Genomic DNA, 8,151 nt, shown 5'->3' on the forward strand with positions numbered 1-8,151 from the left:
GGTTCGCAGACAGAAAAGCTCAGCCCTTGTGGCCGGCCCCGTGGCCGCCCTTGTGCCCGCCGCCAGGGCCGCACTTGCAGCCCCCCTGGGCGTCGCACTGACACCCGGCGCCGCACTTGCACGCCCGGTCCTCACCCTTCATGGGGCACTGGCAGCCGCCAGCAGGATCGCACTTGCACTCGGAGCCGCACTTACACTCCTTGCCTTCTCCCATCTTGCACTGGCAGCCGCCCTGGTGATCGCACTTGCACTCGGGCCCGCACCGGCACTCGCGGCCTTCGCCCTTCATGGGGCACCGGCACTCGCCTCCATGCCCACACTTGCACTCCGGCCCGCACCGGCATTCTGCCGCCGCGACGACAACACCGTCCCTGCCGTCTTCAGTTCGCGGGCCGCCCGCGGCCGGCCCGGCCAGGAGCACGAGGGCTAGCAGAAAGAGCAGGAAGGGTCGCACAGTCTTCATGGGGTGCCTCCGCATGATGCCCCTCGGGGCGTTGGAAATGGCGCTTAGAATAAATCTAGCTTGGTCGCGCCGCAAGGCACATTCTGAACACAGAGCTCACGTTGACCCCCCGCGGCCGGGGTGCTATAGTTCTGCGACTCCTAGGCCCGGGACGACCGAGGAAGGGATGAGCGCCCGCACGCCGCCAGCCAGACCGCCTTCTCCGACCGCGAGAGAAGGCTTTTTTTTGAGGTGAGACCGTGGCCCAGCACCCCACCAGCCGGCGCGTGCTCCTCAACGCCGCCGCCGTGCGCCGGACCCTGGCCCGCATGGCCCACGAAATCCTGGAGCGCAACCGGGGTACCGAGGGGCTTGCCCTGGTGGGGGTCGTGAGCCGCGGCGACCTCCTGGCCGCGCGACTGCGGGACCAGATCCGGCTTGTGGAGGGGGCCGAAGTGCCCGTGGGGCGGCTCGACATCACCCTCTATCGGGACGACCTGGCCCGAACCGGAGCCCGGCCCATGCTGCGGCCCACGGAGATCCCCTTCGACCTGGACGACCGCACGGTGGTCCTGGTGGACGACGTGCTCTACACCGGCCGGACTACCCGGGCAGCGCTCGATGCCCTCATGGACTTCGGCCGACCCCGGGCCATCCAGCTCGCGGTGCTCGTGGACCGGGGGCACCGGGAGCTCCCCATCCAGCCCGACTACGCGGGCCACGTGATCCGCACGGGGCGGGACGAGGAGGTGGAGGTGCGCCTCGGGGGCGACCCGGCCGACGACGCGGTGCTCCTGGTAGAACCGGCCCTGCTCGCCGACCCCCAGGAGGGGCCGTGATGGCCGCCCGCCCGGGGTTCGACCGCCCCCACCTTCTGGGGATGGAGCCCCTGGCCCCGGAGGAGATCGTCGCCATCCTCGACGTGGCGGAGGGCTTCGCCGAGGTGGCCCGGCGCGAGGTGAAGAAGGTGCCCACCCTCCGGGGCAAGACCGTCGTCAACTGCTTCTTCGAGGCGTCCACCCGCACCCGGGTCTCCTTCGAGATCGCCCAGAAGCGCCTCTCGGCCGACGCCGTGAACTTCTCCTCCTCGGGAAGCTCGGTCTCCAAAGGGGAGACGCTGCTCGACACGGTGAAGAACCTGGAGGCCATGGCCCCCGACGTGCTGGTGATCCGCCACTGCGCGGCGGGCGCCGCGGACTTCGTGGCCGCCCGGGTAAAGGCGGCGGTGGTGAACGCGGGCGACGGCCGCCACGAGCACCCCACCCAGGCGCTGCTGGATCTCTTCACGATCCGCAAGCACAAGGGCCGCATCGAGGGACTCACGGTGGCCATCCTGGGAGACATCGCCAACAGCCGGGTGGCCCGCTCGAACATCCACGCGCTGACCAAGCTCGGGGCCCGGGTGCGGGTGTGCGGCCCCCCCACCATGCTCCCCCCCCAGGTGGAGCGCCTCGGGGTGGAGGCCGGGAGCGACCTGGGACAGGCCGTGGCCGGGGCCGACGTGGTAATGGCACTGCGCATCCAGAAGGAGCGGCTGGGCAGGGCCTCCTTCCCGAGCCTGCGCGAATACGCCCGCTTCTACGGCCTGAACGCCCGGGTCCTGGAAGGCGCGGCCCCGGACGCCATCGTCATGCACCCGGGGCCCATCAACCGGGGGGTGGAGATCTCCTCCGAGGTGGCCGACGGTCCCCGCTCGGTGATCCTGGAGCAGGTGGAGAGCGGGGTGGCGGTGCGCATGGCGGTGATCTACCTCTTGGCGGGCGGGAGGTCGGAATGGGCGTCCTAGAGCTGGTGATCCGGGGAGCCCATCTCGTGGACCCGGCGTCGGGGGTGGACGGCCGGCGCGACATCGCCTTGGCCGGGGGACGGGTGGTGGCCATCGAGCCCTCCCTCGACCCGGGCACCGCGGCGGTGATCGACGCGGGGGGGCTCCACGCCTTCCCGGGGCTCATCGACGTGCACGTGCACCTGCGGGAGCCCGGCTACGAGTACAAGGAGACGGTGGCCACGGGCACCCGGGCGGCGGCGGCGGGGGGCTTTACGGCGGTGGCCTGCATGCCCAACACCAACCCCGTGAACGACAACGCGGAGGTCACCCGCTACATCCTCGAGAAGGCCCGGTCGGGGGGCCTGTGCCGGGTCTACCCCGTGGGGGCCGTTTCCAAGGGGCTCAAGGGGGAGGACCTCTCGGAGATGGGCGAGCTCGCCGAGGCCGGGTGCGTGGCGGTGACCGACGACGGCCGCCCCGTCTCCTCGAGCCTCCTCATGCGCCGGGCCCTGGAGTACGCCAAGGGCTTCGGGCTGACCGTGGTGAGCCACTGCGAGGACCTGGAGCTCGCCGCCGGGGGGTGCATGAACGAGGGGCTCACCTCGGCCTATCTCGGCCTCCCGGCCCAGCCGGCAGAAGCCGAGGAGGTGCAGGTGGTGCGCGACCTCCTGCTCCTGCGGCGCACCGGGGGGCGCCTGCACCTGGCCCATCTCTCCACCCGGGGGAGCGTGGAGTTCCTCCGGTGGGGCAAGCGCCTGGGGCTCGCGGTGACCGGGGAGACCGCCCCCCACTACTTCACCCTCACCGACGACGCGGTGCGGGGCTTCGACACCCGGTTCAAGATGAACCCGCCGCTTCGGGAGATCGCCGACGTGGAGGGGGTCCAGAAGGCTGTGGCCCGGGGAGTGGTGGACGCCATCGCCACCGACCACGCCCCCCACGCGGCCGACGAGAAGGAGCTTGAGTTCGAGGCTGCCGCCAACGGGGTCGTGGGCCTGGAGACGAGCCTGGCCCTTTCCCTGCGGCTCGTGCACGAAGGGGTCGCCCCCCTCCACCGGGTGGTGGCGGCGCTCACCTGGGGCCCGGCCCGGGCGCTCGGCCTCCCGGGGGGGACCCTCGCCCCCGGGGCGCCCGCGGACCTGGTGCTCGTGGACCTGGAGGCGGAGCAGGTGGTGGACCCCGCGCGCTTCTACTCCAAGGCCCGAAACTGCCCCTTTACGGGCATGAAGCTCAAGGGGCGGGTCGTGCGCACCCTGGTGGGGGGGAAGACCGTGTACCTGGACGGCCGCGTGGCGGCCGAGAATCTCGACACTGGGGAGATCCGATGAAGAAAGCCCTGCTCGCCCTCTCCGACGGCACGGTTTACTCCGGCTGGTCCTTCGGGGCCGAGGGGGAGACCGCCGGGGAGGTGGTCTTCAACACCAGCATGATGGGGTACCAGGAGGTCCTCTCGGACCCCTCCTACAAGGGCCAGATGGTGGCCATGACCTACCCCGAGATCGGCAACTACGGGGTGAACGACGAGGACTACGAGTCCTCCCGCATCCACGTGGAGGGGTTCATCGTCAAGGAGGCGTGGGAGACGCCGTCGAACTGGCGCGCCACCAGGAGCCTCCACCGGTTCCTGGCCGACCAGGGCATCGTGGGCATCCAGGGGGTCGACACCCGCGCCCTCACCCGGCGCCTGCGGGAGCAGGGCTCCATGATCGGAGTCATCTCGACGGGGGACCTGGACGCGGACCGCCTGGTGGACAAGGCCCGGGCCGCCCCCGGGATCGAGGGCCGGGACCTGGTCAAGGAGGTCACCTGCTCCAAGCCCTACCGGTGGGAGACGGGGGACTGGGCCCTGGGCGAGGGCTACCGCACGCCCCGGCGGCCGGGGGCCTACAAAGTCGTGGCCTACGACTTCGGGGTCAAGTACAACATCCTGCGGCGCCTCACCGCCGTGGGATGCGACGTCACCGTGGTGCCCGCCCACACCACCGCCGAGGAGGTGCTGGCCCTGGGACCCCAGGGGGTCTTCCTCTCCAACGGCCCGGGGGACCCCCAGGGGGTGCCCTACGCCGCCGAGGCGGTGCGCAAGCTCCTGGGCAAGGTGCCCATCTTCGGGATCTGCCTGGGCAACCAGATCATCGGCCTGGCGCTTGGGGGCACGACGGTCAAGCTCAAGTTCGGCCACCACGGGGGCAACCAGCCGGTAAAGGACCTGACCACCGGCAAGGTGGAGATCACGAGCCAGAACCACAACTTCGTGGTGGACCACGAGAGCCTCCAGCGCTCCGAGCACAAGGGCGCCGTGACGGTGACCCACCTGAACCTGAACGACCACACCGTGGAGGGGCTCGTCCACAAGGATGTCCCCCTCTTCAGCGTCCAGTACCACCCCGAAGCCAGCCCCGGCCCCCACGACGCCTCGCACCTCTTCGAACGGTTCGTGGAAATGATGGAAAAGAACGGGTAAGAGGCTTGCCTCACGCAAAGCCGCAAAGCTCGCAAAGGAAGGCAGGATCGTCTGGTTTTCGGAACCAGGAACAGATCTTCTTTGCGCCTTTGCGTCTTTGCGTGAGAGGACGTTTCCAATAGCCCATCGTCAACAGCAAAGAGCCCATCCATGCCCAAACGCACCGACATCGAGAAGATCCTCATCATCGGGGCCGGCCCCATCGTCATCGGGCAGGCCTGCGAGTTCGATTACTCCGGCAGCCAGGCCTGCAAGGCCCTGCGGGAGGAGGGGTACACGGTCGTGCTCCTCAACTCGAACCCGGCCACCATCATGACCGACCCGGAGCTGGCCCACCGCACCTACGTGGAGCCGGTGACCGTGGAGTCGGTGGAGCGGATCCTGGAGAGGGAGCGGCCCCAGGCGCTCCTGCCCACCCTGGGGGGCCAGACGGCGCTCAACACCGCGGTGGAGGCGGCCAAGCTCGGCATCCTGGACAAGTACGGGGTCGAGCTCATCGGCGCCAAGCTCCCGGCCATCCAGAAGGCCGAGGACCGGGCCCAGTTCAAGGAGGCGATGCAGCGCATCGGGCTCGATCTGCCGCGCTCGGGGTACGCCCACAGCGTGGCCGAGGCCCTGCGGATCGTGGACGAGATCGGCTACCCGGCGATCCTGCGGCCCTCCTTCACCCTCGGGGGTTCCGGGGGGGGCATCGCCTACAACCGGCAGGAGTTCGAGCGCATGGTCCAGTGGGGGCTGGACCAGAGCCCCGTCACCGAGATGCTGGTGGAGGAGTCGGTCATCGGGTGGAAGGAGTACGAGCTCGAGGTGATGCGCGACGGCAAGGACAACGTCGTCATCATCTGCTCCATCGAGAACCTCGACCCCATGGGGGTGCACACGGGCGACTCCATCACCGTGGCCCCCGCCCAGACCTTGAGCGACAAGGAGTACCAGATCATGCGGGACGCGGCCGTCGCCGTGATCCGCGAGATCGGGGTCGATACCGGGGGGTCCAACATCCAGTTCGCCGTGGACCCCAAGACCGGCCGGATGGTGGTCATCGAGATGAACCCCCGGGTGAGCCGCTCCTCGGCGCTCGCCTCCAAGGCCACGGGGTTCCCCATCGCCAAGATCGCCGCCAAGCTCGCCGTGGGCTACACGCTCGACGAGATCCCCAACGACATCACCCGGGAGACCCCGGCCTGCTTCGAGCCCACCATCGACTACGTGGTGACCAAGATCCCCCGGTTCGCCTTCGAGAAGTTCCCCAAGGCCGACACCACCCTCACGGTACAGATGAAGAGCGTGGGCGAGGCCATGGCCATCGGCCGCACCTTCAAGGAGAGCCTCCAGAAGGCCGTGGCCAGCATGGAGCAGGACCGCTACGGCCTGGTCTCCCCCGTGCGCCGGTGGGAAGGGATGGACGACGAGGAGCTTCGGGACGAGGTCGTCCGGAAGCTCCGGGTGCCCAACCCCGACCGGCTCTACTGGCTGGCCGAGGCCTACCGGCGGGGCTTTCGCCTGGAGCAGATCCAGGGGCTCACGGGCATCGACCCCTGGTTCCTGGAGAACCTGCGCCAGATCGTGGACTTCGAGGAGGAGGTCCGCACCTTCCGGAGCTCCCGGGGCGGCCCGGGGCGTCCCCCGGCCGAGGTGCTCCGGGAGGCCAAGGAGTGGGGCTTTGCCGACCTTCGTCTGGGGCAGCTCCTGGGAGTGGCCGAGGCCGAGGTCCGCAAGTGGCGCGCGCACGACGGCATCCGGGCGGTCTTCAAGCGGGTGGACACCTGCGGGGCCGAGTTCGCGGCCCAGACCCCCTACCTCTACTCCACCTACGAGTCGGAGTGCGAGGCAGACCCCACGGACCGCAAGAAGGTCATGATCCTGGGGGGAGGCCCCAACCGCATCGGCCAGGGCATCGAGTTCGACTACTGCTGCGTCCACGGGGTATTCGGGCTCGCCGAAGACGGGTTCGAGACCATCATGGTCAACTGCAACCCCGAGACCGTCTCCACCGACTACGACACCTCGGACCGGCTCTACTTCGAGCCCCTCACCCTGGAGCACGTGCTCAACATCGTGGACCGGGAGAAGCCCTGGGGGGTGATCGTCCAGTTCGGGGGACAGACGCCCTTGAAGCTCGCCCGGGCGCTGGAGGCCGCGGGGGTGCCCATCATCGGCACCTCTCCCGACTCCATCGACCTCGCCGAGGACCGGGAACGCTTCCAGAAGCTCCTGCGGGAGCTGGGCCTCAAGCAGCCCGACAACGGCATCGCCCGCAGCCCCGAGGAGGCCGAGGCCGTGGCCCGGACCATCGGGTACCCGGTGGTGGTGCGGCCCTCCTACGTGCTCGGCGGTCGGGCCATGGAGATCGTGTACGACGAGAAGGCCCTGAAGACCTACATGCGCGACGCGGTGGCCGCGAGCCCCGAGCACCCGGTGCTCGTGGACCGATTCCTCAACGACGCCATCGAGGTGGACGTGGACGCGATCTGCGACGGCACCCGGGTGGTGATCGGGGGCGTGATGGAGCACATCGAGGAGGCGGGAGTCCACTCGGGCGACTCGGCCTGCTCCCTTCCCCCCTACAGCCTGGGGGCGGATCTCGTGGAGGAGATCCGGCGCCAGACGGCGGCGCTGGCCCTCGGCCTCCGGGTCGTGGGCCTCATGAACATCCAGTTCGCGATCCAGAACGGGACGATCTACGTCCTCGAGGTCAACCCCCGGGCGAGCCGCACGGTGCCCTTCGTGTCCAAGGCCACGGGGGTTCCCCTGGCGAAGATCGCCGCCCGGGTCATGGCCGGGAAGACCCTCGACGAGCTCGGCTTCACCCAGGAGGTGGTGCCGCGCCACGTGAGCGTCAAAGAGGCGGTCTTCCCCTTCGTGAAGTTCCCCGGGGTCGACACCACCCTCTCCCCCGAGATGAAGAGCACCGGCGAGGTCATGGGCATCGACGACGACTTCGGCAAGGCCTTCGCCAAGAGCCAGGTCGCTGCCGGCAACCGCTTGCCCACCGTGGGCACGGTCTTCGTCTCGGTGCGCGACGAGGACAAGCCCGCCGTGGCCCAGGTGGCCCGGCGCCTGGTGGAGGAGGGGCTCTCCCTCATCGCCACCCGGGGCACCGCGGCGTTCCTGGAGAGGGAGGGCATCCCCGTGCGCACCGTCCTCAAGGTGCAGGACGGGCGCCCCAACGTGGTGGACGTGATCGTCAACGGCGAGGTGGACCTCCTCATCAACACCACCCAGGGGGCCAAGGCCATGGCCGACTCCTACCACATCCGCCGCACGGCCCTGGAGTACCAGATCCCCTACTTCACCACGCTCGCCGGCGCCCGGGCAGCCGTTTCCGCGATCCGCAGCCTGCGCCGCTCGGAGCTCGGGGTGAAGTCGCTGCAGGAGTATTACGGGTGATGGCACGGCCCCGGGGGGGGGGGGGGGGGGGGGGGGGGGGGGGGGGGCGGGGGCGGGGGGGGGGGGCGGGCGCGCCGGCCGGCGCGGGGG

The 8,151-nt window shown here is 69.9% G+C and carries 6 protein-coding genes; 5 read left to right on the forward strand and 1 reads right to left on the reverse strand.

The window, feature by feature from the left end; translation table 11 throughout:
* Nucleotides 1-19 precede the first annotated feature (19 nt).
* Nucleotides 20-463: a hypothetical protein gene (locus tag AB1578_19685; protein ID MEW6490115.1), complete on the reverse strand. Its 444-nt coding sequence runs from the start codon at nt 461-463 to the stop codon at nt 20-22.
* A 239-nt stretch (nt 464-702) separates the two neighbouring features.
* On the opposite strand from AB1578_19685, the gene pyrR reads away from it, so the two are divergent.
* The 5 genes from pyrR to carB all read left to right on the forward strand — a co-directional run bounded on the left by pyrR (nt 703) and on the right by carB (nt 8,061).
* Complete coding sequence (pyrR, locus tag AB1578_19690) at nt 703-1,281, forward strand: bifunctional pyr operon transcriptional regulator/uracil phosphoribosyltransferase PyrR (GenBank protein MEW6490116.1); 579 nt, start codon at nt 703-705, stop codon at nt 1,279-1,281.
* Nucleotides 1,281-2,228 (forward strand): aspartate carbamoyltransferase catalytic subunit, encoded by a 948-nt coding sequence (locus AB1578_19695; protein ID MEW6490117.1) that lies wholly within the window; start codon nt 1,281-1,283, stop codon nt 2,226-2,228. The genes pyrR and AB1578_19695 overlap by 1 nt, the downstream gene beginning before the upstream one ends.
* Nucleotides 2,216-3,538 carry a dihydroorotase gene (locus AB1578_19700; protein MEW6490118.1) on the forward strand — a complete coding sequence of 441 codons (1,323 nt, stop codon included), beginning with the start codon at nt 2,216-2,218 and terminating at the stop codon, nt 3,536-3,538. Before AB1578_19695 ends, AB1578_19700 begins: the two co-directional genes overlap by 13 nt.
* On the forward strand, nt 3,535-4,671 hold the full coding sequence (carA, locus tag AB1578_19705; protein ID MEW6490119.1) for a glutamine-hydrolyzing carbamoyl-phosphate synthase small subunit: 1,137 nt from the start codon (nt 3,535-3,537) through the stop codon (nt 4,669-4,671). Before AB1578_19700 ends, carA begins: the two co-directional genes overlap by 4 nt.
* A gap of 150 nt (nt 4,672-4,821) precedes the next feature.
* A complete protein-coding gene (gene carB, locus AB1578_19710) occupies nt 4,822-8,061 on the forward strand; it encodes a carbamoyl-phosphate synthase large subunit (GenBank protein ID MEW6490120.1) in 3,240 nt (1,079 codons plus the stop codon).
* The last annotated feature ends 90 nt before the right edge of the window (nt 8,062-8,151 follow it).

It is taken from the genome of Thermodesulfobacteriota bacterium, from assembly GCA_040756475.1.
In the GTDB taxonomy this organism is placed as follows: domain Bacteria; phylum Desulfobacterota; class Deferrisomatia; order Deferrisomatales; family JACRMM01; genus JBFLZB01.

Bases quoted from the DNA above. Each gene is read 5' to 3' on its own strand.
- carA (MEW6490119.1), top strand. From the start codon at position 3,535: ATGAAGAAAGCCCTGCTCGCCCTCTCCGACGGCACGGTTTACTCCGGC.
- AB1578_19685 (MEW6490115.1), bottom strand. From the start codon at position 463: ATGAAGACTGTGCGACCCTTCCTGCTCTTTCTGCTAGCCCTCGTGCTC.
- AB1578_19695 (MEW6490117.1), top strand. From the start codon at position 1,281: ATGGCCGCCCGCCCGGGGTTCGACCGCCCCCACCTTCTGGGGATGGAG.
- carB (MEW6490120.1), top strand. From the start codon at position 4,822: ATGCCCAAACGCACCGACATCGAGAAGATCCTCATCATCGGGGCCGGC.
- AB1578_19700 (MEW6490118.1), top strand. From the start codon at position 2,216: ATGGGCGTCCTAGAGCTGGTGATCCGGGGAGCCCATCTCGTGGACCCG.